The 22,970-nt window shown below is 66.4% G+C and carries 23 protein-coding genes; 7 read left to right on the top strand and 16 right to left on the bottom strand.

Going from position 1 to position 22,970, the window contains the following annotated elements; translation table 11 throughout:
• Window positions 1-96: 96 nt before the first annotated feature.
• Window positions 97-2,205, top strand: coding sequence for a hypothetical protein (locus tag G3T36_RS15635; protein WP_163290767.1), 2,109 nt, complete (start codon window positions 97-99; stop codon window positions 2,203-2,205).
• Window positions 2,206-2,272: 67 nt separating this feature from the next.
• Here G3T36_RS15635 and G3T36_RS15630 read toward each other — a convergent pair whose 3' ends face one another.
• Window positions 2,273-2,668, bottom strand: a complete 396-nt coding sequence (locus tag G3T36_RS15630; protein WP_193571293.1) for a hypothetical protein — start codon at window positions 2,666-2,668, stop codon at window positions 2,273-2,275.
• A gap of 153 nt (window positions 2,669-2,821) precedes the next feature.
• Between G3T36_RS15630 and G3T36_RS15625 the strand changes: the two genes are divergently transcribed.
• Window positions 2,822-3,076: a Smr/MutS family protein gene (locus G3T36_RS15625; RefSeq protein ID WP_163290766.1), complete on the top strand. Its 255-nt coding sequence runs from the start codon at window positions 2,822-2,824 to the stop codon at window positions 3,074-3,076.
• A 21-nt stretch (window positions 3,077-3,097) separates the two neighbouring features.
• On the opposite strand, the gene G3T36_RS15620 is transcribed toward G3T36_RS15625, so the two are convergent.
• Window positions 3,098-3,523, bottom strand: a complete 426-nt coding sequence (locus tag G3T36_RS15620; RefSeq protein WP_163290765.1) for a nitroreductase/quinone reductase family protein — start codon at window positions 3,521-3,523, stop codon at window positions 3,098-3,100.
• Between the two features lie 92 nt (window positions 3,524-3,615).
• Between G3T36_RS15620 and G3T36_RS15615 the strand changes: the two genes are divergently transcribed.
• Genes G3T36_RS15615 through G3T36_RS15605 form a run of 3 tightly spaced genes read left to right on the top strand, consistent with a single transcriptional unit; the run spans window position 3,616 to window position 5,882 of the window.
• Entirely contained in the window at window positions 3,616-4,485 is an 870-nt protein-coding gene (locus tag G3T36_RS15615) for an alpha/beta fold hydrolase (protein ID WP_163290764.1), read from the top strand.
• A 42-nt stretch (window positions 4,486-4,527) separates the two neighbouring features.
• Entirely contained in the window at window positions 4,528-5,082 is a 555-nt protein-coding gene (locus tag G3T36_RS15610) for a putative immunity protein (RefSeq protein WP_163290763.1), read from the top strand.
• Between the two features lie 41 nt (window positions 5,083-5,123).
• Window positions 5,124-5,882, top strand: coding sequence for a methyltransferase domain-containing protein (locus G3T36_RS15605; protein WP_163290762.1), 759 nt, complete (start codon window positions 5,124-5,126; stop codon window positions 5,880-5,882).
• A gap of 21 nt (window positions 5,883-5,903) precedes the next feature.
• Here the strand turns inward: G3T36_RS15605 and G3T36_RS15600 are convergent, their stop codons facing one another.
• The gene (locus G3T36_RS15600) at window positions 5,904-6,497 is read right to left on the bottom strand and encodes a TetR family transcriptional regulator (protein WP_163290761.1); all 594 of its coding nucleotides are present in this window, start codon (window positions 6,495-6,497) and stop codon (window positions 5,904-5,906) included.
• A gap of 64 nt (window positions 6,498-6,561) precedes the next feature.
• Window positions 6,562-6,915 (bottom strand): SPW repeat protein, encoded by a 354-nt coding sequence (locus tag G3T36_RS15595; protein ID WP_163290760.1) that lies wholly within the window; start codon window positions 6,913-6,915, stop codon window positions 6,562-6,564.
• 155 nt (window positions 6,916-7,070) lie between these two features.
• On the opposite strand from G3T36_RS15595, the gene dinB reads away from it, so the two are divergent.
• Window positions 7,071-8,267 carry a DNA polymerase IV gene (gene dinB, locus G3T36_RS15590; protein ID WP_163291097.1) on the top strand — a complete coding sequence of 399 codons (1,197 nt, stop codon included), beginning with the start codon at window positions 7,071-7,073 and terminating at the stop codon, window positions 8,265-8,267.
• A gap of 19 nt (window positions 8,268-8,286) precedes the next feature.
• Here the strand turns inward: dinB and G3T36_RS15585 are convergent, their stop codons facing one another.
• The 12 genes from G3T36_RS15585 to G3T36_RS15530 form a co-directional block, all read right to left on the bottom strand.
• A complete protein-coding gene (locus G3T36_RS15585; protein WP_163290759.1) occupies window positions 8,287-9,537 on the bottom strand; it encodes an MFS transporter in 1,251 nt (416 codons plus the stop codon).
• A complete protein-coding gene (locus G3T36_RS15580; protein WP_163290758.1) occupies window positions 9,534-10,229 on the bottom strand; it encodes a GntR family transcriptional regulator in 696 nt (231 codons plus the stop codon). Before G3T36_RS15580 ends, G3T36_RS15585 begins: the two co-directional genes overlap by 4 nt.
• A 122-nt stretch (window positions 10,230-10,351) precedes the next feature.
• Window positions 10,352-11,944, bottom strand: coding sequence for an ABC transporter substrate-binding protein (locus G3T36_RS15575; RefSeq protein WP_163290757.1), 1,593 nt, complete (start codon window positions 11,942-11,944; stop codon window positions 10,352-10,354).
• Window positions 11,945-11,990: 46 nt separating this feature from the next.
• Window positions 11,991-12,977 carry an ABC transporter permease gene (locus G3T36_RS15570; protein ID WP_163290756.1) on the bottom strand — a complete coding sequence of 329 codons (987 nt, stop codon included), beginning with the start codon at window positions 12,975-12,977 and terminating at the stop codon, window positions 11,991-11,993.
• An 11-nt stretch (window positions 12,978-12,988) separates the two neighbouring features.
• On the bottom strand, window positions 12,989-13,855 hold the full coding sequence (locus G3T36_RS15565) for an ABC transporter permease (RefSeq protein ID WP_163290755.1): 867 nt from the start codon (window positions 13,853-13,855) through the stop codon (window positions 12,989-12,991).
• Window positions 13,852-15,705, bottom strand: coding sequence for an oligopeptide/dipeptide ABC transporter ATP-binding protein (locus tag G3T36_RS15560; RefSeq protein WP_163290754.1), 1,854 nt, complete (start codon window positions 15,703-15,705; stop codon window positions 13,852-13,854). Before G3T36_RS15560 ends, G3T36_RS15565 begins: the two co-directional genes overlap by 4 nt.
• Window positions 15,689-16,654, bottom strand: a complete 966-nt coding sequence (locus G3T36_RS15555) for a polysaccharide deacetylase family protein (RefSeq protein WP_163290753.1) — start codon at window positions 16,652-16,654, stop codon at window positions 15,689-15,691. The genes G3T36_RS15560 and G3T36_RS15555 overlap by 17 nt, the downstream gene beginning before the upstream one ends.
• The gene (locus G3T36_RS15550) at window positions 16,651-18,192 is read right to left on the bottom strand and encodes an amidohydrolase family protein (protein WP_205245076.1); all 1,542 of its coding nucleotides are present in this window, start codon (window positions 18,190-18,192) and stop codon (window positions 16,651-16,653) included. Before G3T36_RS15550 ends, G3T36_RS15555 begins: the two co-directional genes overlap by 4 nt.
• The gene (locus G3T36_RS15545) at window positions 18,189-18,923 is read right to left on the bottom strand and encodes an aspartate/glutamate racemase family protein (RefSeq protein ID WP_205245075.1); all 735 of its coding nucleotides are present in this window, start codon (window positions 18,921-18,923) and stop codon (window positions 18,189-18,191) included. The genes G3T36_RS15550 and G3T36_RS15545 overlap by 4 nt, the downstream gene beginning before the upstream one ends.
• Complete coding sequence (locus G3T36_RS15540) at window positions 18,920-19,825, bottom strand: carbohydrate kinase family protein (protein WP_163290752.1); 906 nt, start codon at window positions 19,823-19,825, stop codon at window positions 18,920-18,922. Before G3T36_RS15540 ends, G3T36_RS15545 begins: the two co-directional genes overlap by 4 nt.
• Window positions 19,818-21,005: an SIS domain-containing protein gene (locus tag G3T36_RS15535; RefSeq protein ID WP_163290751.1), complete on the bottom strand. Its 1,188-nt coding sequence runs from the start codon at window positions 21,003-21,005 to the stop codon at window positions 19,818-19,820. The genes G3T36_RS15540 and G3T36_RS15535 overlap by 8 nt, the downstream gene beginning before the upstream one ends.
• Before the next feature lie 86 nt (window positions 21,006-21,091).
• Entirely contained in the window at window positions 21,092-21,895 is an 804-nt protein-coding gene (locus G3T36_RS15530; RefSeq protein ID WP_163290750.1) for a BtpA/SgcQ family protein, read from the bottom strand.
• A 429-nt stretch (window positions 21,896-22,324) separates the two neighbouring features.
• Here G3T36_RS15530 and G3T36_RS15525 point away from each other — a divergent pair, with 429 nt between their 5' ends.
• A complete protein-coding gene (locus G3T36_RS15525) occupies window positions 22,325-22,822 on the top strand; it encodes a SixA phosphatase family protein (protein WP_240148608.1) in 498 nt (165 codons plus the stop codon).
• Window positions 22,823-22,970 lie beyond the last annotated feature (148 nt).

Raw genomic sequence — 22,970 nt, 5'->3', positions numbered from 1 at the left:
TGAAAGCGCCCGTTGACTTTGCGGCTGAACGCGCCTACCGTCCGCCTAAACCGGTTTAGATCTTGAGTACCGGTCTGACGAAAAGGAAACGCAACGATGCGACCACCTCACAAAACGGCCTTCCGGCGCGGACTGGCGACCATCGCCGTCGCGGCCACGGCGACAGCGATCGCGATCGCGGGCCAGCTGCCCGCATCCGCCACAGATGCGTCCACCGCGCGCAACGCATCCGCAGGGGCTTCGACCGGCCAACCCGCCGCTGCACCCAAACTGACCAACCTCGCACACCTGAACTGGCTGCTCGACTCGGTGCCGCTGCTCTCGGGCGTGCCCGGCCACACGACCTACAACCAGGCATCCGAGCCCACCGCGACAGCCCCCTGGGTGTATGCGAACCGCAACGCCGACGGAACGTTCACCCACGTCGGCGGCGGCTCGATCACCGATGCCGCGAAAGGCTATTACTCGCAAGGCTCGTTCGACGCCGACGACATCTCGCGCTCGGCCGTGGTCTACCTGCGCGACTGGGCGCAGAACCACACCGCGTCCAGCAAGCAGCACGCGTACGAACTCCTGCGCGAGCTGACCTACCTGCAGACCTCGTCCGGCCCGAACGCCGGAAACGTCGTGCTCTGGCAGCAGCACGACGGCACACTCAACCCGAGCGCGATCCCCATCGAGCAGCCCAACCCGAGCGATTCGGCCGAATCGTTCTGGCTTGCGCGCACCGTCTGGGCGCTCGGCGAAGGCTACGCAGGCTTCAAGTCCGCTGACCCCGCGTTCGCGCAGTTCCTGCAGCAGCGCATGGACCTCGCCCTCGGTTCGCTCGACCACCAGTCGCTGGCGAAGTACGGAACGACCGAGATCGCGAACGGTGTGAAGGTCCCCGGCTGGATGATCGTCAACAGTGCGGGTGCGACCTCCGAAGCCGTCCTCGGCCTGAGCGCATACGTGAAAGCCGCGCCGGGCGACCAGGCGGCAGCGACCGCTCTCGCACGCTACGCAGAAGGCATCGACCTGATGACGAGCGGGGGCATCGGGAAGTGGCCGTTCGGCGCGATCCTGCCCGAAGAGAATTCGCCCACATTCTGGCATGCGTGGGCCGGGATGGAACCCGCCGCGCTCTCGAAAGCCGCATCCGTCCTGAATCGCAGTGACTACCAGAAGACAGCAGCCATCGACACGGCGCAGTTCACGGCCCAGCTGCTCGCCACCGGCGGCCCCGTCAACGGATGGACACCGACCCCCGCCGACCAGACGCAGATCGCGTACGGGGTCGACTCGCGGGTGGAAGGGCTGATCGCTGTCGCTGACGCCACCAACGCGAGCGGCCTCGCCCAGCTGGCGGGCGTACAGGCTGCGTGGTACTTCGGAGCGAACCCGGCGGGCGTGCCGGTCTATGACCCGGCGACCGGAGTGTGCGTCGACGGAATCAACTCCGACAAGACGATCAACCACAACTGCGGCGCCGAGTCGAGCATCCACACCGAACTGTCGATGCTGGCTCTGGATGCGCATCCCGACGTCTCCCGTATCGCGACGTCGCTCAACCGCACCACCGCGACAGACGGCCTGACCGTCGTCGAAGCCGAGAGTGGAACGCTGAAAGGCTCGGCGACGATCGTCACTCCGCCGTCGGCGTGGACCGGTTCGGCCAACTGGTCGGGCGGCAAGTACGTCCAGGCGGGCGCGGGCGACACGATCACCCTCACCCTGCCGCCGCTGCAGGGTGCGCACCGCATCCTGCCGATAGCCGATCTGGGCAACACCAGCGGTTCCGGTACGACGCAGTGGACGGCGTCGGCGGGAGCGCGAACGACGAACCTCGGCTCGAGCGCGAACACGACGGATGCGCCTCAGGGCATCGCCCCGACGACGGTGTACCTGCAGCCGCAGACACTGCCGGGCACAGCACCGGATGGCACCACGACGCTGACCGCACACGTGGGCGGCGCAGTAAACCTGGACGCCGTGATGGTGCAGCCCGTGGTGTCGCACCTCGGCCTCGCGGGCACGAACACGACCCGCGACGTCTACGTCAATGGCACGGACCAGCGCGTCCGGCAGCACCTGAGTGCCGCCGGCCCGGTGACCGTGCAGCGGTTCGACCGGTTCGGCCAGAGCGTCGGCGGTCCCGAAATGCTGGGATCGCACGCAGCCATCACGGTCGAGGCCGGCGGCTTCACGGTGGTGAGCTCACGCTGATCTGACTCATCGGGCGAGGGGCCCATCATGTTCGCGTTTCACCGCGCCGGCATGATGGGCCTTTCGCTCAGGTCGGGTTGACCTGAGTGGATGCGCCCCCAGCCGCTCGCGGCGCGCGTACTGCGAACGCGGACGTGATTGCGAGAATCACGATTCCGATCGCCTCGACGATGACCGTCTCCGGCACGAGGGTGAAGCTCCACACCTCGCGGATGCCGCCCGGGAGTCCGACCGTCAGCGCGAGCAGCAGCGCGGCGAGGCTTGCGATGACGAACAGCAGACTCAGAACAGAAGCGACGCCCAGGAGCCTGCCGCGCAGCACGAGCATCCCGATCGCGAGGACGACGGCCGCGATGACGTTGAGGATGAACAGCACGCCCAGCAGGCCCCCGACACCGTCGAAGACAAGGAAAAGGTGAATCGCGGCGATCGCCAGAAGATCGATCGCGCTGAGGATTTTCATGACCCTGAGTGGGCCCTGGCCGCTTGAATTCATGTGCTTACCCGATTCCGATTCGAGCCTCCACGGGCGGAGACCTCCATCTGGGACACGAGGGTACCGCGCAAAGAGTTCAATCGGGGAGGTTCAGAACGCTTCATGAGGCAGGATGAGCGCATGAAGCTGACGCTCGACCTTCACGACATCTACAACCGGGGCGGTGACATCGACCGCGCGCTTCGGGGCATCATCGCTGAGGCGGTGGACAAGAAAGCGCCACTGGTCGAGATCATTCCGGGCAAAGGGTCGGGCGCGCTCAAGAAGCGAGTCCTGCGATTTCTGGACCAGCCGGAGATCAAATCGCAGTACCACCGGGTCGAGAAGGATTCGAAGAACTTCGGACGGGTGTTCGTGCACTTCCGGTGGAAGTAGCGGGCGGCCGATCTGTCGGTCCTACCGGCGGGTCAGCTTCAATACAGGGATCGTTCGCGTCGTGCGTGCTTCGTAGCTCCTGAACCCCGGGCTGCGGGCGGTGAACTTCGCCCAGGCCGCGTCGCGCTCGGCTCCCTTGAGCTCCTCGACGTGGACCAGCACCTCCCCCTCGCCGGGCAGTTCGACGGCGATATCCGGGTGCGCAAGCAGGTTGTGGTACCAGGCCGGGTGATCATCCGCTCCCGCTTTGGATGCCGCGATCAGCCAGCCTCCGTCCTCCGTCGCGATCTGCATGACCGGTGAGACGCGTTCGATGCCGGTCTTCGCACCGATGTGATGCAGGAGGACCAGACTGCGGCCGAACCCGCGTGTGGTCACCGTTCCGTCGTTCGCCCGGAACTCCGCGATGATCGGATCGTTGTAGCTGTCGTAGCGGCGTTCAGTCATTCCAACATCCTCGCCCATCGCCAGAGCGGTGGCATGGAGGATGCGCGTAGCATCCATTGCGGGAACCGATCGCCGACGGAGACGAGTCAGACATGGAAACCTACAGCATCGAAACGACCGGCGCCGAGATCGTCTACGACATCACGGACGCACAGCAGGGAGAGGATGCGCATCCCCCGCTCGTCATGATCGGCCAGCCGATGGATGCGAGCGGCTTCCGGGCCCTGGCGTCGTACCTGCCCGACCGCATGGTGGTCACGTACGACCCGCGCGGTCTGGGGCGCAGCACCCGCAGCGACGGTCAGGTCACCAATACGCCGACCCAGCAGGCCGAGGATCTGCACGCACTCATCACCAAGCTGGGCGTCGGGCCGGTCGATATGTTCGCGAGCAGCGGCGGAGCAGTGACGGCGCTCGCCCTGGTGGCCGCGCACCCGGACGACCTGCGAACCCTCGTCGCCCATGAACCGCCGCTGCCGGCCGTCCTCCCCGATGCGGAAGCGGCCGAGCGCGGTTTGGCGGCGGTCCACGAGGCATACGCGTCCCGCGGTTTCGGGTCGGGCATGGCCGCATTCATCATGATGACGTCGTGGCGGGGAGAGTTCACCGACGACTACTTCGCGCAGCCCGCACCGGATCCCGCGATGTTCGGGATGCCCGCCACCGACAACGGCTCGCGCGACGACCCCCTGCTTTCGGAACGCTCGGTCGCGATCACGGGTTATCGTCCAGACGTCGATGCCCTCAAGGCCGCGCCGACGCGGATCGTCGTCGGGGTCGGCGAAGAGTCCGAGGGGGTCTTCACCGGACGCACCTCCGCCGCACTCGCCGGGCTGCTCGGACAGGAGGCGGTCGTGTTCCCGAGCCACCATGGCGGATTCGCCGCCGCAGACTCCGTCTATCCGGGACAGCCCGAGGCTTTCGCACGCCGGCTCCGCGAGGTACTCGACAGAGGCGAGTAGGCCGGCGTCGGGGCGCACGCGACGGCGTGGGAGGATGCTGGCGTGCCGTCCTCCCAGTCGCTGAGCGAAGCCGATCGCCGAGCCGTGGCGGCGTGGGCGGCGGACTGCGCCGAGAGGGTCCTGGGCCTGTTCGAAGCAGAGGCGCCGACAGACGATCGACCGCGTGACGCCATCGCTCGCGCTCGCGCGTTTGCTCGGGGCGAGCTCGATGCTGCCGGCGAGATCCGCCGGCGCTTCGTCGCCGGTCGGGCCGCGCACGCCGTGAGCTCGCCCGCGGCAGTGGCGGCCGCCCGGGCTGCGGCGCAAGCCGCCGGTGTCGCTCACATGGGCGCGCACGCTCTCGGCGCAGCTGCGTACGCAGCGAAGGCCGCCGGGCTGGCCGGTCCCGACCGTCCCACAGCTGTCTCGGACGAGGTCGCGTGGCAACTCGAGCACCTCAACGGACCAGCGAGGGCAGCGCTTCAGCAGTTGCCGCCTGTCGGTGAAGACCCCGCCGGACCCCTCGGTCCGGGGCTTCTCGCGTCGGGAACGCTCGGGTCGATCATCCGGACGATCCAGGATGCTGTCGGCAGCAGCTCGCAGGGGGATCCTTCGTGATGCCCGGCCGCTCACCTGGCTGACAGGCCAATACTGGATTCGTGAAGAGCGAGTTCGCGGGAACCACCGCCCAGTATTACGCCGAGTACCGTCGCGACCTCCCCATGGAACAGGTGCGGGCTCTTGCCGCGCACATTGGTCTCCGCGCCGACGACATCGCTGTGGATCTCGGTTGCGGCACCGGACAGATCGCGGTCCCTCTCGCGACACACTGTGCCGCCGTGATCGCGATCGATCCGGAACCGGACATGCTCGCCGGCTTGCGCGCCCGCCGTGCCGAGCGAGTGCTGTGTGTTCTGGGCGACGACCACGATCTGCCAAGGCTCTCGGTGCCGTTGACGGGTCCGATCGGACTCGTGACGATAGGAAATGCTCTGCACTGGATGGACGAACGGTCGACACTGAGCGCGGCAGCGTCCATCCTCCGCCCGGATGGCGCGATCGCGATCGTCACCCAGGGGCCGCCCCTCTGGCTCGGCCCCGCGCCCTGGCAGACAAGGGTGCGGGAGGCGCTCGAGTCGCTCTACGGGCCGGTGTCGGGCAACTGCCGAACCGATCAGTCGGCGCTCGACGAACGTCGTGCGATGGCAGCGGGACTGGGACTCGACACGGAGGTCCTGTCCTGGAGGGCCGCCTACCCGGTAACAGTGGATTGGGTGCTCGGGCATCTGGCCAGCGCGCTGAGCCCACATCAACTGGAGAAGACCGAAGAACTGAGGACCCTCCTGCAGGGTCTTGACCACGACGAAATCGTGGAAGAAGTCACGACAACGGTCCTGGTTGCTCGTCGCGGTTCATGAAGGCAGCGGCAACGACCGCTGTCACTCAGAACCGTGCTGCAGACCCGCGCAGAGGAGTTCGGCGAGGGCTGTGAGGTCTTCGAGCGGGTCATCCAGTCGTCCTCGCGGCCCGCCCTCGATCGACTCGTCCTCGAGCGGAGGAGTCGTGACGATGGCGCCCCACGCGAGCGCGGCAGCTCGAAGCCGCCTGCTCTCGATCGGCTTGCGCAGGCTGCCGGCCAGAACCTTCTCGATCGTGGCGTAGAGGGCACGCCGGTGTGCGGCCAGGTTCGCCTTGACCTCCGGATGCGAGTGCTGTTCGCGCCAGACGATCACACGGATCACCGCGGAGTCCGCCTGTACCCGGAAGAGCTTCTGGCTCAGATTGAGCAAGGATCTGACAGGGTTGCCCGGTTCGATCAGCGGGACAGGATCGATCGTGCCGCCCTCCAGTCTTTCGCCGACCAGCGAGGCGAGGATGTCCTTCTTCGAGGGGAAGTAGTAGAACAGCAGGCCCTTCGGGACTGCCGCCGCCTGGGCGATGGCCGACGTCGCCGTGGCGTCGAAGCCGCGTGCGGCGAAGAGGCTTTCGGCCGCATCGAGTATCCGCGTGCGCGCTTCTCCCGTGTTGTGCACCGTGTGCTGCCGCCCCACAGGTTGGGCGAGGGGCCGGTGACCGGCCCCTCGCGATCGGATAGTTCTAGTGAGTCGCCTGCGCGTGATGCATTTTCGTCGCCGGTTGCACGGCCAGGAGGCCGACGATCACCGCGATGGCTCCCGCGATCCACGAGGTCCACGCCGCTCCGGCGCTCGTGACGTAGTTGCCCACCCACGGCGAGATGATGAGCAGGACGCCGAGAGCGACATGGATCCACTCCATCGCGACGAGCCCCGGCATCGCCAGGCTCCACACGCCCGCTGCAATCAGCAACACGCCCAGGACGATCATGATCGGCGCTGAGGACCCCATCTGGGGCGTCCAGATCGTCGACAAGGCCACATACAGACCGGTAGCGACGGCCACCCAGTCCTGCCAGCGAGTCCATTTCTTCATCGACACCAACATCCCTTCGTCAGTTGGCTCCCGATCTGGGGGTCAGCCCTGATTCTAGAATTGATTGACCGACCGGTCAATCGTGTTGGGTTGTCGTGACCGGTGTCCGCGGTCCGTGCGACCATTCTCTCGACGCGCGATCGATCGGAGGGCGGATGCGGGGCGAGGCGACTGTTCTGCACGCGGATCTCGACGCGTTCTACGCCTCAGTCGAGCAACGCGACGCGCCCGCACTGCGCGGCCGGCCCGTCATCGTCGGAGGGGGCGTCGTGCTCGCGGCAAGCTACGAGGCGAAGGCGCGGGGGGTGCGCACCGCGATGGGCGGGCGGCAGGCTCGAGACCTGTGCCCGGAGGCCGTGGTCGTCCCGCCGCGCATGGACGCATACTCCCAGGCAAGCAAAGACGTGTTCGCGATCTTCCGCGACACGACCCCGATCGTGGAGGGACTGTCGATCGATGAGGCGTTCCTGGAGGTCGGGGGGCTGCGGCGCATCGCGGGCACGCCCGAACAGATCGCGATGCGATTGCGGGAGCGGGTTCGCACAGAGGTCGGTCTCGCCATCTCGGTCGGGATCGCACGGACCAAGTTCCTCGCCAAGGTCGCCAGCGCGGTGAGCAAGCCCAACGGACTGCTCCTGGTCGAACCCGAGCGGGAACAGGAATTCCTGCTCCCCCTCCCGGTCGAACGGCTGTGGGGGGTCGGCGCCGTTACCGCAGAGAAGCTGCACCGGCTCGGCATCCGCACCGTCGGTCAGCTGGCCGAGCTCGAAGAAGCGACGGCCGAGAAGCTGCTCGGCAAGGCGACGGGCGCGCACCTGCACGCGCTGGCCCGGCTGCGGGATCCGCGCCCGGTCGACACGACGCGGCGACGCGGGTCCATCGGCTCTCAGCGTGCGCTCGGAAACCGTCCGCGATCGGCAGAGGAGCTCGACGTCATCCTCACTCAGATCGTTGACCGGCTCGCTCGCCGGCTCCGCGACGGCGACCGCACCTGCCGCACGATCGTACTGCGGTTGCGCTACGGCGACTTTGCCAAAGCGACTCGGTCCCGCACCCTCCCCTTTCCGACAGACCGGACGTCCGTTCTGCTCACCATCGCGCGCGGCCTCCTCGCAGCCGCTCATCCGGAGATCACGGAACGCGGCATCACTCTCATCGGCGTATCGCTGTCGCAGTTGGGACGAGCCGACAGTTTCCAGCCCGAACTGCCGATCGACTGGGAGGACGGAGCTCGCCTCGACACCGTGCTTGACGCACTTCGCGACCGCTTCGGCGCAACATCGGTCGCCCGTGCTGCGCAACTCGGTCGCGATCCAGGCTGGTCGACGCCGCTCCTGCCGGAACACGAATGACGGGCGGACCGTGAAACCGTTACGCCTCGACGGCCATCGCCGGCACGACCTCCGCACTCAGGGGATCAGGTAACCTCACGGCGAACGCAGCACACAGAGCCACAACGACGAGCCCGCAGCACAACCAGAATGCTCCGGCGTATCCCCCAGGTGATCCCGAGGCGACGAGAGGCGCGACAAGCGCGACTCCGAGAGAAGCCCCCACTCCGACGCACACGCCGTTGAGTGCAGGGAGGAGGCCGGGACTCTCGGCGGGCGTCAGCAGAACCGACAGTCCGTTGATCATCGGGAGCACCGTGCCGTTGAACGACAACCCCAGCAGACACGTCGCGGCAAAGACGATCCACAGTTGCGAGGTGAACAGCGCCACGATCGCGAGGGCTGCAGCCGACCCGGCGAGGCCGAGTCTGAGGATGCGCGACCACCCGAATCGAGGCGCGAGCCGTCCGGCGATCGGCGCACTGATGAGTGCGATGAGTCCCGCCGGCACCAGGAACACGATGGCCGTTCCCGTCGAGTCGAGACCGAATCCTCTCATGGCATCCTGCGAGAGCAGGGAGATGAGATACGTCATCACCGCGAACGCGCCGGCGATGCCGCACATCGTCGACAGAAGAAACGGCCAGGCTGAGCGGCCGTGCAGAAGCCGAAGGTCTGCGATGGCGCTCCGCCAGCCCGATCGCGCGACGATGGCCGGCGCCGGTCGCACCATCGGCACGATTAGCGCGCTCGCGACGACCGCGAGTGCCCCGAAGGCAGCGAGTGCCATGAACACGGCACGAGAGCCGACGCGATCGCCCAGCGCCCCGCCGATCAGACCGTCCACACCGAAAAGGCCACCACCGAACGCACTCACCATTCCGACTGCGGGTCCGAATCTCCTTCCAGGGAGGGTTTCACGCAGCAGCAGGTAGACCAGAGGAAAGACCGCACTAGCCCATCCCTGCAGCGTCCGACCCACCATCAGGGTCAACACCGAGGGCGCGAACGCGATGAGGAAGGCTCCGACAGTCGATGCGATCATGATGCTGAACAGCAGCGGCTTCCGGCCGAAACGGTCGCTCAACCTGACACAGACGAGACAGGACACGCCGCCGGCGAGAAAGAACAGTGTCTGCGACGCACCGACCGCAGATGCCGGGATCCCGAGTTCGTTTCCGATGCGGTCGAGAACGGGGGTCACCATGGTCACGCCGAGCTGGAAGGCGAGCACGCAACTGATCAGTGCGACGATCAGCGCGGGCCGTGACTGACGCCACGAACCGGTCATCGGTCGGACATGAGCGACGCGTTCAAGCCGTACGGCGCCGTGAGTGCAGACAAGGAGGGGATGCGGTCGCGCTCGATGTGCGCGTAGGCCACCGCCTCGGCGACCCGCTCGTTTCCCGAAGCGATTGCGTCGCACAGGTTGACGTGGTCGTCGAACGCGTCCGCGGCGTCGAGCTGCGACGTCAGGTAGAAGAGCCAGAGCATCTGCCCTGAGACCGACCTCATGAGCGATTTCATGAGGGCGTTGTCGGTCAGCTCGACCACGGTTTCGTGATACTGGACGCTGGCCTGCGCGATCTCGTACGGGTCGCCTTCGTGCACCACGTTCTGAGAGTGGCGCAACGCATCCTGAAGCGGACGGATGCGCGTTCCGCCGGCCACTTCGCGCGCGGCATACCGTGCGGCGCCGACTTCGAGACACAGGCGCAGGTCGAACAGGTCGTTCACGCGTTTGGTGTCCCACGATGTGACGACGGTTCCTCGGCGCGGAAACGTCTGCACGAATCCGTCCATCTCCAGCTGAGGGACCGCCTCGCGTAGCGGTACCCGGGAGATGTCGAGCTCTTCGGCCAACCGTTGCTCGGCCAGTCGCGAGCCTTGAGGGTACTGGCCGAGGATGATCCCCCGGCGCAACTCGAGGTAGGTCTGCCGCGACAGTGAATCCTTCTTGGTCGGGTCGACTCTGGCGTTCATATTGTCAGTCACGTTCGTGCCCCTGGTTCCGCTTCTCTCTCGAGAAACGCGTCATTGTCGTGTCGTGCACTCGGGTGGGGCGAAATTCACCCGCTTCGCCCCACCCGAGGATTTTCACTGTCCTACTTTTTGATGGAGAGCTTGCTGTAGTCAAGCTCATTCGCGCCGATGTTGTGCGCCTGCGGCACGCCCTGCAGCCACTTCTGGGACACGACCCAGTCGCGGTTGTCCGAGAGCGTCATGTAGCAACCGGTCGATTCGTAGGTCTTCGCAGCCTTCGCGAACAGGTCGTTGCTTCCGGTCTGCACGGCCTGGTTCAGGTCGGCGTCGGTGGAAGGATCGTCACAACCGAAGTAGTTGATCCCACCGGTCTTGTCCCAGAACACGTGGCCCCACATGTACGGGTTGCCACCATCGGGGCCGTTGTTGCCGTCGATGAACGCATCCGGTCCCTTGCTCGGGTTGCTCGCCCACGCGAAGATCTGCGACGTCGGGTAGCTCTGTGCGGTGGCGTGGATGCCGGCCGCCAGCAGCTGCGCCGAGACGATGTTCGCCATCTGCTGCGCGTTCGTGCTGTCCGATGCGTAGCCGATGACCAGCGATGTCCCCTTCGGGAGCGTCTTGGCGTAGTCCGCCATCACCGACGGCTTGTATGTCATGCTCTGCTTGTTCAGGTCCACCGGGAGGACACCCTTGGCGTACAGGGTGGTCGCCGGTGTCGAGCGGGCGCCAAGGACCTCGGTCACGAGCTTCTGCTTGTCGATCGACTGGAGGAACGCCTGGCGCGCGGCGACCGTTGCGAAGAAGGGCTTGCTCGGGTTCGTGAACACGAGTGCGGCCTGGAAGGTCGGCAGCATGTAGCTGTTGAAGGCCTTCGAGTTCGCGTAGGTCGACAGGCTCGAAGACGGCAGGTTCGCGACGCTCACGGAGACATCACCGTGGTTGATCGCGAGCTGCAAGGACGAGACGTCGTTGAACACGGGAAGCTGGATCGTCGTGAACGGCGACTTCGTTCCCCAGTAGCCCGGGAACTGCGTCATCGTGTACTTCGTTCCGACCTGCGCCGCAGTCAGCTCGTAGGGTCCGGTGCCCAGGTCGTGGGTCTGCAGGTAGGTCTGCGCGTTGTCGCTGCCGGCGTTCTTCGCGAGACCGGTCGGCGACTCCATCTTCGGGCTGAACGGCGAAGCAAGGTAGTCGAGGAATGCCGCGTTCGGCGCTTTGAGTGTGACGACGGCTGTCAGCGGATCAGGTGTCGCCACCGACTTGATCCCCTGGACCATGTAGGCAGCACCACCGTTGATCGACAGGCGACGAGCGAACGAGACCTTGACCGCCTCAGACGTGAACGGCGTTCCATCGTGGAATTTCACGCCGGGCCGCAGCTTGAACGTGTAGACGGTGTTGTCCTTCGACACCGTCCAGGATTCCGCGAGCCGAGGAGCGAGGATCCCACTCTCGGCGTCGTTCTTGTACTGGACGAGCCCTTCGTACGCGTTGAGTACGATCGCGAGACCGTTGTTCGCGTAGTAGACATCGGGGTCCGGCGGCTGGCCGATGTCGTTGAGCAGACCGACGGTGAGCGTACCGTCGTTCGGCGCGGGATTGGCCTTCTGCTGGGCGGTGCCGGCCGAGCACGCGGTGAGCGTGATCATGGTCGTCACAGCCAGCGCGGCGACGAGGGCGCCGACAGACTTCTTGACTAACGGGTGGTGCACGAGCTGCTCCTTTGCATTGGCGGGGGTTGTGCGGGGATCGAGCCGGTTACGCGTTGAGTCGCGGATCGGCCATGGCCTGGAGTACATCGACGATCGCGTTGGCGACGACGTAGATGCTTCCGAGCACGAGGGTGACTCCGGCGATCGCGAGAAAGTCGGATACCGGGATGCTGCTGGCGAGGTAGTTGCCGATTCCCGGCCAGCTGAAGATCTGTTCGACGACGACGACACCGGCGAACATGAAGCCGAGTTGCAGGCCGGCCATCGACAGGCCGGGGCCGACCGAGTTGCGGAGGACGTGCTTGCCGAAGACAGTGATCGACCGGAGTCCTTTGGACTCTGCCGTGCGAACGTACTCGGCCATGAGTGTGGTCTCCAGACTTGAGCGGAGAATACGGCCGATGGCGATCGCCGGCGCGATGGCCAGCACGAGCGCGGGCATGAGCAGGTGCTGGAACGCGGCCCCGAATTCGGCGAGGTTTCCGCTGAGGAGGTTGTCCACCAGCAGGAGCCCTGTCGGTCCGCCCGCGTTTCCTCCGCGACCCGACGCCGGAAGCCATCCCAGCTGCGAGTAGAAGACGACGATCCCGCCCAGTGCCAGCAGGAAGGGCGGTGCCACGGCGAGCACGAGGAGCGGCCCGCGGAAGTATGCGCTTCCCTTCCAGCGGAGCGCTCCGGAGACGGCGAACAGGATGCCGAGCACGAGTGCGAACACGAACGCGACGAGGACCAGCTCGACGGTCGCGGGAAGGTAGGTCTGCAGGTCGCTCATCACGGGCCGGTGCGTGCGGTACGAGATGCCGAGGTTGCCCTGGACCAGGTTCCCGAGGAAGTGCAGGTATTGCAGGATGATCGGGTCGTTGAGTCCGAGCTTCTGACGCTCGGCGGCGACCGCCGACGGTGAGGCGTTGTTGCCGAGGTACGCCTTGACGGGGTCGCCGGGCGAGACAGCCTGCAGCAGGAAGATGATCGCGGTGAGCACCAGGATCAGGATGATCGCCGAGCCGAGCCGGCGAAGAATGAATCGAGTCATCAGGGTTCTCCTCAGCGCTTCGAGTTCATGAGGTTGCGGATGGCGTCGCCGCCGACGTTCACCACAAGGCTGAGGAGCAGCACGGCAACGCCCGGGATCACCGGAACCCACCACTGCGTCAGGAGTTGCTGCAGGGTACGTGCCGTGTCGGCGCCCAGCTCGGGTGCCGGCGCCGCCTGGCCCAGGCCGAGGAAGGAGAGCCCCGCAAGCAGCAGGACCACATTGCCGATGTCGAGGCTCGCGGTCACGATGGCCGTCGGAACGACGCCAGGGACGATGTGGCGGAAGATGAGCCGTGAGCGTGACGTCCCGGCGAGTCGGGCTGCCTCGACGTGCGGCCGAGATGCGATCGCCTTCGTCTCGCCGCGGATGATGCGTGCGTAGTACGGCCACCACACGATCGCGATCCCGATCAGCGTGTTCTCGAGGCTGTAGCCGAGGGCTGCGACGATCGCGATCGCCACGAGGGTTCCCGGCAGAGCCAGGAACAGGTCCGTGAAGCGCATCAGCAGGTTGTCCACCCAACCACCGAAGACACCGGCGAAGACGCCGACCGCTCCCCCGATGACGAGGCCGGAGGCCACGATGATGAGGGAGGCGAACCAACTCGTCTGGATACCCCAGAGTGTGCGGCTCAGCATGTCGCGGCCGATCGAGTCGGTGCCCAGGATGTGACCCGGGCTGCCCGGCGCGAGGTTCAGGCCCCCCAGCGGCTGGATCGGATCGTAGGGTGCGAGCACCTGCGCGAACACCGCGACAAGCGTGACGAGGATGAGCAGACCCACGATGACCAGATTCAGGCGGCTTCCCGCGCGGAATGCGAAGGACGGCGCCTTCAGTCCCAGACGGCGCGGGGCGATTTCGGTGGACGCACTCATGCGAGGACTCCGATCTCGGGAACGGATGCGAGCAGGTTTCTGGTGTACGGATGCTCGGGACGCCGCGTGACGACTTCGGCGTCGCCGACTTCGACGATCTCGCCCTGGGTCATCACGACGATCCGGTCGCCCATCAGGCGTGCGACCGAGAGGTCGTGGGTGACGAAGAGCACGGTCATCTCGAGTTCCGAGCGCATTTCGCGGATGAGGTTGAGCACGCTGGCGGCGAGCGACGCGTCGAGCGCGCTGGTCGGCTCGTCGCACAGCAGTACGGCCGGGGGGATCATGGTGGACCGTGCCAGGGCGACGCGCTGGCGCTGGCCGCCGGAGAGCTCCGAAGGTCGAACCCGTGCGACGGCGGTCGGCAAGCCGATCGACGTCAGTGCCCGCTCGATGCGCTTGTCCCGTTCGGCCTTGGTGAGGTGGAGGGGCAGGAGGCGTTCATTCAGCAGTTCGCCGACGGTCAGCCACGGCGTCAGCGACGAGCCCGCATCCTGGAAGACCATCTGCGCGCCGCCCTCGGCGAGCACGACGCGCCCCGAGGTCACCGGGTTGAGACCGGCGATCGCCCGGAGGAGGGTCGACTTTCCTGATCCGCTCTCACCGACGATCGACACCGCTTCGCCGGGCATGACGGTCAGATCGACGCCACGCAATGCGTGGACCTCGCGGCGCTTGCGGCCGCCCGATTTGAGAACGAAGGTGGTGTGCACGTCGATCAGCTGAACGGCGGGTCGACCTGCGCCGGGGGTAGCGGTCGAGGGTCGAGCATCCGCAACGATGCCGCCGCGTTCCAGAAGCTCACCCGCAGCGACCTCGAGTCCGGCCGCGGCGTCGTTCGTCGCCGCGCGGATCTCGTCGAGCGACCGCCAGCAGGCGCGCTCCCGCTCCGCACCGGATTCCGTGCTCAGCGCGATCGGCGGCTGCTCGACTGCGCATGACGTGACGGCGAACGGGCAGCGCGAGTGGTACGCGCAGCCGCGCATCCGCTCATCCGCGGAGGCCGTTTCCGGCCGAAGCGTGCGCAGGGGAAGGTTGCGAGGCGTCTCGAGCGAAAGTCGAGAGCCCAGCAGGCCGATCGTGTAGGGGTGGGTCGGCCGGTGAAGCACGTCGGGTGCCGTCCCGACTTCTGCGATCCGCCCCGCGTAGAGAACTGCGATGCGGTCGGCGATCGTTCCGGCGACGGCCAGGTCGTGGGTGATGAGGACGACACTGCACCCGAATTCGTCGCGGAGCTCTCGCAGCAGGTCGAGCACCTGGGCCTGGACGGTGACATCGAGTGCAGTCGTGGGTTCGTCGGCGATGATGAGCGACGGGCTGCCGGCGACGGCGATCGCAGCCATGATCCGTTGGCGGAGTCCCCCGGAGAGCTCATGCGGGAACACGCGGATGCGCAGGGCCGCATCCGCGATCCCGACGGCCGACATGAGCCGGAGGGTCTCGTCTTCGTCGCGCGTGGCCTCGGTGATCTGCCTGCCTACACGCATCGTCGGGTTCAGGGACGTCATCGGGTCCTGGAAGATGACGCCCAGGTCGTCGCGACGCATCTTCCGGAGCTCGTCCGCCGACCCGTTGACGACATCGGTGCCGGCAACACGAATGGTTCCCGTCATGACCGGCCGGGAGGCTGCCGGGAGCAGCCCCATCATGGCGAGTGCGAGAACGCTCTTGCCCGAACCGGATTCGCCGACGAGACCGACGATCTCGCCCTTCTTGACGGTGAGGCTGACGCCGCGCAGGACGTCGGAGCGCACGCCATCCCGCTCGAGGCTGACCGAGAGGTTCTCGATTGCAGCCGCTTCGTCGGGCCGGCTGCCCGCCCTGCTGGCGGACTTAACGGGTGAGTCCATGGGTGAATACCTCCTGCTGGTCGACGACGGTGTCGGGCTGGATGTCGGCGAACGAACGCACGACGTCATAGATATGGCGAGGCTGGGTGAACCAGACATCCTCGCTGCGTTGAGCGATGTGCTGGAGTGCGCGGCTCAGCTGCTTGAGCCGGAAGGGCGCCCCAGAGATGAAGGAGTGCACGACGATGCTCATCACCAGCGGCTGCTCCTGGGCTGCGAGCAGGAGCTCATCGAACTCGTCGATGATCATGTCCGCGAAGCCGGCCGAGCTGACGTGCCGGCCGACCATCGAGGTGCTGTCGTTCAGTTCGAGGCCGTACGGCATCGCGAGGAGCGGGCTCCCGGTCGTGTTCAGCCAGACCGGCTGGTCGTCCAGCCGCAGGTCGAGCACGTAGCGGTAACCCGTCTCGGCAAGCAGGTCGAGCGTATTGGCGGTGTGGGTGAGCCACGGGCTCGACCACCCGAGAGGAGCGGTTCCGTCTTCGCTGAGGATGCGGTCCGATACGGCAGCGAGGTAGCGGCGCTCTTCATCCGAGGTGAGTCCGGCCAGTGAATCCGAGTTGGTGATGCCGTGACCGACGAACTCGGCTCCCAGACGCCGCGCCTCATCGATGAGTTCCGGCGCGGAGTCGTACACTGCGGTGTTCAGCAGGATGGTCGGCGGCATGCCGAAGCTCTCGAGCCGCTTGAGAAGGCGGAAGGCGCCGACACGGTTCCCGTAGTCGCGCCAGCTGGCGTTCACCAGGTCGGGTGCGGGCACCCCGGCGAGAAGGTTCTCCGTGTGACCTGCGCCGAAGTCGTACTCTTCGAGGCCGATCGCAACATAGACGGCAAGCTTCTTTCCGCCTGGCCAAGGCGCATGGATGCGGTCGTGGATCGGCAGGTAGTCGTAGCGTTCGTGTGCCCCGATGGGGCCAAGGTGCGCGGCGCTGCGCTCGTGCGTGGTCATGCGATTCCGATCCATCTGTTCATTCCGAGGTCAGCGTTCGCGGCCCGGCGCACGATCGACTGATAGAGCGGCCGGACTCCCCCGGCCGCGACCCGGGCGGCCGCGATCACGGGCTGCTTGCGCGCGAAGAGCTCGCGCGCTTCATCGAGCAGCGCGGTCTCGTCCACCATGGTGATGCGGCCATGCTCGAAGACGACCCGGCCGTCGACCATGGTCAGGCGGATGCTCGAGCCCGATTCGCAGTAGACGAGCTGGCCTCGCACATCGTTGAGCGGTGTGAAGGGCAGAGTGTGCAGGTCGAGGAGGGCAAGGTCAGCGAGATATCCCTCGCGGATGGCGCCGAGCTGGTGATCCTGCAGCAATGCGGATGCTCCACCGTGCCACAGGCTGTCGAGCACTTCGGCCGCCGTCGGCCAGTCGTCGCTGTCGAGACCCGAGACGTTGTGGATCAGCCCCGCCGTCTTGACGACGCCCCAGAGATTGGCCGAGTCGTCGCAGATCGCCTCGTCGATCCCCAGTGCCACCGTGATGCCGAAATCTTTCATCCGACGGAATGGGGCCACCCCGCTGCCCAGCCGAAGGTTGCTGACCGGGTTGTGTGCGATCACCGAGCCGGCCTGCGCGATGAGCTCCAGGTCGTGGTCGTCCACCCACACGGCGTGGATGACGTTCAGCCTGTCGCTGAGCAGGCCGAGGTCGGACGTGTACTGCACGAGGGATCTGCCGCCGAAACGCTCGCCTTCGCGGCTGAGCGCGCGCTGCACCTTCGTTTCCAGCATGTGCGCGAAGAGGGGGATGCGGTGCGCGCGACTGAGCGCATCCAGCGCTTCGAAGTATTCGACGCTCGCACGCTGGGGAGCCGAGATCGAGACGGCTGCCGTCAGCCGGCCGCCCTCCGCCTGGTGCCAGGTGGCGAGGAGGTAGTCGTACATCTCGAGCAAGCCCTCACGGTCGAGGGGCGCCGGGGCGCGAAGCGGAGCCAGGTCTTCGCCGCCGGCTGCAGCGAGCTCGTCGAGAAACGGAAGCTTCTCGACGTCGGCCAGTTCCGGCTGGTCGAGGGCGACGCTCGCCCGGATGCCGCAGTCGGCATACGCCTGCATCACGGCGTCGATGATCTCGGGGGTGGGGTGGGGCATGATGAACGCGTCGTCCTGCACGGTCGTCGTGCCGGTGCGCAGCATCTCGAGGGCGGCCAGCATGGTTCGCAGGTACGCCTCGCGCGGAGACGGTGTGAGCGCTGCGTCGGCGGGCGACTCGAAGAGCATGAAGAGTTCCAGCGGCAGGCTCGGCAGTGACCCCTTGAGGTGATTCGCCGGCGAATGGAAATGCGCGTTGATCAGACCCGGGACGAGCAGGTGCCGGCCGTGGCCTTCGATGACGCGAGTCGGTGCTCCCGCGCCTGCGCGCGCCTCGGCTCCGATGGACGCGATTCGGTTTCCGCGAACCAGCACATCGACCGGTCCGATCATGCCCGCTGCGCTCTCGGCGTCGTAGACGAAGACGTCGGCGAAGAGGGTCGTGTTCTCGGTGCCGTTCACGCGCTGACCGCCTCGGACGGGCTGCTCGAGCGCGCCCAGGTGAGCGCACGGGAGGTCGTGAGCGACTGCGCGACCAGGCCTTCTGCGATCGTCACGGCCGCGGCGACACCCTCGATCACGGGAACGCCGAGCGCCGCCTGAAGCGGGCCGACGAGGTCGGCGAGGCCCGCGCATCCGAGCACGATCGCCTCCGCGTCGTATGCGTCGAGTGCGAGCCGGCCCTCGGCGGTGAAGAGGTCGAGGAGGTGGAGGGAACCCTCCGCGAGCTCGGCCACGGTTTCGTCGACGGCAAGCACCGTGCACCGGTGCTCGAGCCCGAGGTTACGCACAACCTGCTCGGACTGCCTCAGCGTGCGCTTCGGCATCGTGATCACGGCGAACCGGTGCGCGACGAGCGAGGCGGTCATCAGTGCGGCCTCGGTCATCCCCACGACGGGGCCGGCAGCTGCCTCGCGCGCCGCGGAGACACCGGTGTCGCCGAAACACGCGACGACGTAGGCGTCCGGGCGCTCGGCCGAGGCCTCGCACCGTTCGATCTCCGTCACGACGCTCAACGCCCCCCACGCCTCATCGACATGACTTTCGACGCTGGCCACGCCGGTCGACGCGGTGACCTCGATGAGCACGGTGTCGCTCCGCGCAGCCGAGCCGGCCGAGGCCGCCGCCGCCTGGGTCATCGACTGTGTCGTGTTGGGGTTGACGATGGCGATGCGCATCGCGCGGCGGGTCATGCGCGGCTCTCCGAGACCTGCGGTTCGCGAGCCGCAGCATCCAGCAGGCCGGTGATTCCGAACGCCCCGATGGCGACCCTGGCCGCCCGGGAAGCTGCGCGTGCCGCCTCGACGGCGTCATCCGTCAGCAGGTGGGTCGCGGCGAAGGCGCCGCAATACGCGTCGCCGGCTCCCGTGCTGTCGACCGGGACGACGGTCTCGGCGGGGACCTCGGTGAGCGTCTCGCCGTCGAGGACGATGCTGCCGTTCTCGGCCCGCTTGATCACCACGATGCTGGGGCCGAGCGCCTGGAACAGTCGCGCGGCAGCCGCCAGGTCGGTTGTGCCCGCAAGGGTGACCGCCTCGATCTCGCTGGGCAGGAAGACGTCGCACGCGGCGATGATCCCGAACAGCGCCTCCCTGTTGCCCTCCAGGTAGTCCTCCTGGAGGTCGAGGTAGAGCGTCGCAGTGGTGTTGGCGCGAAGCCACGGGGTGAGGGCGAGCTGGGAGTCCAGGCTCATCGCCGACAGCATCATGCCGTCGCACGAAAGAAGACCGGCGGGAACGTCGGATGGGTAGACCGACAGGGCGTCGAATTCCTCCTCGCTGGTCAGCATCTTCCACGTACGGGAGCCGTCAGCGTGGTAGGTGACGATGTTGCGGACGGTGGCGATGTCGCGGGCGGGCAGCTCGTCCGCGTGCACACCGCGGGCACGGAGCGAGTCGAGGATAGGCGCCGGAAAGTCGTTGCCCACCGGTGCCAGCATCCGGACATCGTCGATGACGAGACGAGCGGCCAGCGCCGCGTATGCCGCATCGCCGCCGATCGCCGGCTCGCTTCGAGTTCCACCGTGGACGGCCTCATCGATCGTGAGGTTTCCGACGCAGACGAGCGAGACGCCCGTCATGACCTGCTCAGGCATCGAGGGCAGCCTCCGCAGCGTGGAATTTGGCCATTCCGAGGTGGTAGCCGACCATCTGGGCCGGCACGACGTACAGGATCGGGCTCAGGGTCTCACTGACGACGGGCAGCTCGAGCACACGGTTGGCGTGCTCGTCGAACGCGGTCTCGCCGACGGTTGTGAAGACGTAGAGCTGTCCGCCGAACCGGCGCGAATCACGACCGGTGTCGACAGCGCGCGGCACCGAAGGGCCGCTGGGAGCGAAGATGAACATCGGTTCGCCCGGCTTCTGGGAGTTGTAGTGGTGGAACTCCTCGACCTGGATCTCGACAGCGTGGTCGGGAGTCGTCTCCTTGACCTTCGCAGCACCGACGATCGCGGCAGCCCAGTTCGGGCCGCCCGCCGAGAACAGGAACATCGTCCGGTGTGCTTCGGTACGAGCGATCTCGGCGATTGGGGCATCGTTGTCGGCGAGCACCTGCTCGAGCAGCGCTGGCAGGGTGGACACTTCGCGCGAAAGTTCCGTCGCGCCCGCGACATCGCGGATCACGCCGACGTCCGTCGCGAGACGGAGGAGGAGCGCCATCGCCGCGGTCGACGACTGAGTCGGCCATCCGACGCGGGTTGCCTGGATCAGCAGCGTGTTCTCGCTCTCCTGGTCGAGCGACGAACCGACGGTGTTGGTCAGTGCGATGGTGAGTGCCTTGGCGTGCTGGGCGACGAGCACCGCCTCCACGGTGCGGGTGGTCTCGCCGGAACTGGACAGCGCGATGACGAGGGACCGCTCTGTCACCAGGTGCTGCTGGTAGTACGCGAACTCGAGACTCTGAACGGGCTCGCACGGTACACCGAGCATCAGTTCGAGTGCTCGCCGGGTAGCGATCATGACGGCGAGCGAGTCGCCTGCGCCCACCAGGAAGACCCGGTCGAAGGTCGCTCCGGCGATGCGGTCGGCGATCCTGGTGAGCTCTTCCTCGTTGCGCTGCCAGGTGGCCCGGATCGCGTGCGGCTGGCCGAACATCTCACCACGCGTCGCTTCGACCCGCGCACGGCGCTTCGGGTCGAGCGCATCATCGGTCGGCAGAGCCAGGATGCCCGCGCGCTCAGCCTTCGAGACGCGTTCGACGACCTCCTTCTGTCGATCGTCGAGAGGGCTGTCCACGGCGAGAAGGGGGCTGTCGAGGAGGGTGCTGACGCTCATTCTGGATCTTCCTTGTTGTTCTTCAGCTGGTTTCAGGGCAGGGCTCACGACACCGAGCGCGTGCCCGGCGGGTTGGGAGGTGGGTCTTACGCGAAAAGGCGCGGATCGCCGACGGTCGCGAAATTGCGGAGTCCGTCACCGAAAAGGCGTGCTGCGACGGGATCGATCCGCGCGTCGTAGCTGTCGCCATCTTTGAGGGCACTGCCGAGGATCGCTCCGTCGGATCCGCGCATCGCGGCTTCGAGGGTCAGCGCGTTCACGCGTCCGCCGATCAGGATGTCGATATCACGGCCGAGCGCGCTCCTGATAGACGCGATGTCGTCGATGGCGTCGGCGACACCGCTGTCGCGGGTGACGATCACCTTGTCTGCGCCGCCGAACGACGTCGCCTCGGCGGCAGCCCAGCGCACGTCACCCGTGATCGCCCGGCTGGTGGCTTCATGGGCGTCTGCCCAGACCTCGACACTCGAACCGAGAAGCCGCTTCATCATGCCCACCTGCATCGAGCAGCCCTCGATCCACCCGGTGGGTCCGGTCGAGACGCCAGTCAGCACCTTGACGCGGACGAACTGCGCCTCGATGGCGTGGGCGACAGCCACAGAGGCTGCGCCGTCATTGTGGCCGATGACGACTCCGAGGGAAACGTCGGTCGCCCGGCGGACGACAGCGCCGATTGCACTCAGAGCGGCGACAGCGGGCGAATCGACTGTGACCGGCTGCGGCTCGTCGCTCGCGTCCTGGATCATCACGTCCGTGAAGCCCGCAGCGGCAAGGATCCGCGCATCCTCGGCAGCGGCATCGGCCATCGCACCCACGGAGTCACCGCGGTAGTTGACCGCGCAAGGGAGCGGTGGAAGGTGAATTACACCTACAAGCCGAAATGTGCTCATCGTCGAGTCAGTCCATTCAATCGGGAATTACGGATACGGTATACAAAACGAATCCGACTGTCAAACCAGCTTGAACGACCGGACTATCAGGAATACTGACAGCCAACCGTTCCGGTCCGAGCCGATCCGGCTCGCCCGAGGGCGTCGGCTCAACAAAATGGTACATTGATTTGTCATTGATTCCCTGATAAGAGCGCATTTATGAAACAAAAGAACGTTATGGATGCGCGGAATCAGGCCAACGGGATGACGTAGCGATCAGTTCGTTATTCTCGGCTTCTTGACAGAATACTTGCATTCCGATCTCACAAAAGAGCACTCAGACGGTATACAACCCACGAAAGGGTATACAGAATTGCGGAGCCGTCGCCGAGCAGGCGCAGCATCGCATCACCGACTTCGAATGAATGCGCTCAGAATAGAGGCGTGATGAAGATCGAGCGCACGCTGATCTTGCTGCGCCACGCCAAGTCGGACTGGTCGGAGTCCGGCCCGGACTTTGACCGGCCGCTGGCCGAGCGCGGCTTGGCTCAGGCGCCACTTGCGGGACTATGGCTCGCAAGCCGTGCGGGCCGGATCGACGTGGCTATCGTGTCGCCCGCCCGTCGCGCCCGCGAGACCTGGCACCTCGCGTCCGCCCAGTTCGCCTCTGCGCCTCCCACGCGATTCGACGACCGCATGTATGCCGCATCCGCACAGCAACTCCTCGACATCGTGCGTGACGTGCCAGACGATGTCCACACCATCCTGCTGGTCGGCCACAATCCCGGCATAGAACAGCTGGCGTCGCTTCTCGCTGACGAGGATGTGACCCTGCCCACCTCGGGCATCGCCGAAATCGGCGTCACAGGACCGTGGCACGAGCTCGACGCCGCGTCGGCGGTGCTCCGGGTTACAGGACGCTCGTCCGGCCAGGAGTTGACCTGACTCGCACAAAGTGCCCCTGGAGGTGTCTGGGTTCAGGAGATAGGTCACAGTTGATAGGTCCCTGATGAGTCGGGACATCCGTCACAGTCGGGTTTATGTCTCGTGCTCGTGTCGCCGTGTTGAAGATCGTGTCCAAGCAGCTGACCGT

Origin of the sequence: Leifsonia tongyongensis (assembly GCF_010686705.1) — a bacterium.
Classification (GTDB): Bacteria; Actinomycetota; Actinomycetes; order Actinomycetales; family Microbacteriaceae; genus Diaminobutyricibacter; species Diaminobutyricibacter tongyongensis.
The sequence above is the reverse complement of the archived record's forward strand: the minus strand, read 5'-3'. Positions and strand labels throughout refer to the sequence as shown.

Coding starts and splice junctions, on each gene's coding strand:
- G3T36_RS15635 (WP_163290767.1), top strand. CDS start 97: ATGCGACCACCTCACAAAACGGCCTTCCGGCGCGGACTGGCGACCATC.
- G3T36_RS15630 (WP_193571293.1), bottom strand. CDS start 2,668: ATGAAAATCCTCAGCGCGATCGATCTTCTGGCGATCGCCGCGATTCAC.
- G3T36_RS15625 (WP_163290766.1), top strand. CDS start 2,822: ATGAAGCTGACGCTCGACCTTCACGACATCTACAACCGGGGCGGTGAC.
- G3T36_RS15620 (WP_163290765.1), bottom strand. CDS start 3,523: ATGACTGAACGCCGCTACGACAGCTACAACGATCCGATCATCGCGGAG.
- G3T36_RS15615 (WP_163290764.1), top strand. CDS start 3,616: ATGGAAACCTACAGCATCGAAACGACCGGCGCCGAGATCGTCTACGAC.
- G3T36_RS15595 (WP_163290760.1), bottom strand. CDS start 6,915: ATGAAGAAATGGACTCGCTGGCAGGACTGGGTGGCCGTCGCTACCGGT.
- dinB (WP_163291097.1), top strand. CDS start 7,071: ATGCGGGGCGAGGCGACTGTTCTGCACGCGGATCTCGACGCGTTCTAC.
- G3T36_RS15585 (WP_163290759.1), bottom strand. CDS start 9,537: ATGACCGGTTCGTGGCGTCAGTCACGGCCCGCGCTGATCGTCGCACTG.
- G3T36_RS15580 (WP_163290758.1), bottom strand. CDS start 10,229: ATGAACGCCAGAGTCGACCCGACCAAGAAGGATTCACTGTCGCGGCAG.
- G3T36_RS15570 (WP_163290756.1), bottom strand. CDS start 12,977: ATGACTCGATTCATTCTTCGCCGGCTCGGCTCGGCGATCATCCTGATC.
- G3T36_RS15565 (WP_163290755.1), bottom strand. CDS start 13,855: ATGAGTGCGTCCACCGAAATCGCCCCGCGCCGTCTGGGACTGAAGGCG.
- G3T36_RS15560 (WP_163290754.1), bottom strand. CDS start 15,705: ATGGACTCACCCGTTAAGTCCGCCAGCAGGGCGGGCAGCCGGCCCGAC.
- G3T36_RS15555 (WP_163290753.1), bottom strand. CDS start 16,654: ATGACCACGCACGAGCGCAGCGCCGCGCACCTTGGCCCCATCGGGGCA.
- G3T36_RS15545 (WP_205245075.1), bottom strand. CDS start 18,923: ATGACCCGCCGCGCGATGCGCATCGCCATCGTCAACCCCAACACGACA.
- G3T36_RS15540 (WP_163290752.1), bottom strand. CDS start 19,825: ATGCCTGAGCAGGTCATGACGGGCGTCTCGCTCGTCTGCGTCGGAAAC.
- G3T36_RS15535 (WP_163290751.1), bottom strand. CDS start 21,005: ATGAGCGTCAGCACCCTCCTCGACAGCCCCCTTCTCGCCGTGGACAGC.
- G3T36_RS15530 (WP_163290750.1), bottom strand. CDS start 21,895: ATGAGCACATTTCGGCTTGTAGGTGTAATTCACCTTCCACCGCTCCCT.
- G3T36_RS15525 (WP_240148608.1), top strand. CDS start 22,325: ATGAAGATCGAGCGCACGCTGATCTTGCTGCGCCACGCCAAGTCGGAC.